This is a genomic window from Vibrio sp. Vb1574 (assembly GCF_033338675.1).
This window is the reverse complement of record NZ_JAWOTC010000488.1, coordinates 1-1,021: the sequence shown is the minus strand read 5'-3', so window position 1 is coordinate 1,021 and position 1,021 is coordinate 1. Positions and strand designations below refer to the sequence as shown.

Genomic DNA, 1,021 nt, shown 5'->3' with positions numbered 1-1,021 from the left:
ACGCCACTTCTTATAGTTTTTCCTGTACAAAAACACAGCTCCATGGTTAACATACTGCTATGTTAACCATTTTCTTGAGCTTTCTATGTCTGCCCAAATGCTATCTGCTGTTCCTTTAACTTCTCTATCAGGAGTTGGCGCCAAAGTCGCAGAAAAACTCGCTAAAGTCGGCTTGCATAGCGTTCAAGATTTGTTGTTCCACCTGCCTCTACGCTACGAAGATCGCACCCGCATTTATCCTATTGCCAAACTGCACGCAGGCCTTTGGGCTGCGGTACAAGGTAAAGTCATGACCGTCGATACCATTTTTGGTAAACGCAAAATGCTGACAGTCAAAATCAGTGACGGCAATGGCACCATCACGCTGCGTTTTTTCAACTTTACTGCAGCGATGAAGAACAATTTTTCACAGGGTAAGTTAGTACACGCTTACGGAGAAATTAAGCGTGGTGGTATGGGGCTGGAAATTGTGCACCCTGACTACAAATTTTACGCCAGTGAACAAAAGCCAGATGTGGAACAAAGCTTAACCCCGGTTTATCCAACCACAGATGGCCTGCGTCAAATCACCTTACGTAATCTTACTGAGCAAGCATTGGTGCTACTCGATAAAGCGGCAGTGCAAGAATTGCTACCTTCTGGCTTGTATAACCATCAGATTACTATGTCGCAGGCGTTGCACACCATTCATCGCCCGCCGCCAACCATTAATTTAGATGAATTTGATGAAGGTAAGCACCCCGCTCAAATCCGTTTGATCATGGAAGAATTGCTCGCTCAGAACTTGTCGATGTTGGCGGTTCGCAGCAAAGGCCAGCAAGATATCGCCTTACCGCTCGCACCATGTGACAAACTGAAAAAACAGCTGTTGGCGCAACTGCCGTTTTCTCCGACCAATGCTCAAGCACGCGTGGTGAAAGAGATTGAATCCGACCTCGAAAAGCCGCATCCAATGATGCGTCTTGTCCAAGGTGACGTAGGCTCAGGAAAAACATTGGTTGCCGCGCTAGCCGCAGTCAGA

Annotated in this window: 1 protein-coding gene; it reads left to right on the top strand. The window is 47.0% G+C overall.

Annotation, left to right across the window (positions count from 1 at the left end; all coding sequences use genetic code 11):
* Nucleotides 1-85: 85 nt before the first annotated feature.
* The coding region (locus tag R7O12_RS27065; RefSeq protein ID WP_318127143.1) for an OB-fold nucleic acid binding domain-containing protein at nucleotides 86-1,021 on the top strand (936 nt) is incomplete at its 3' end.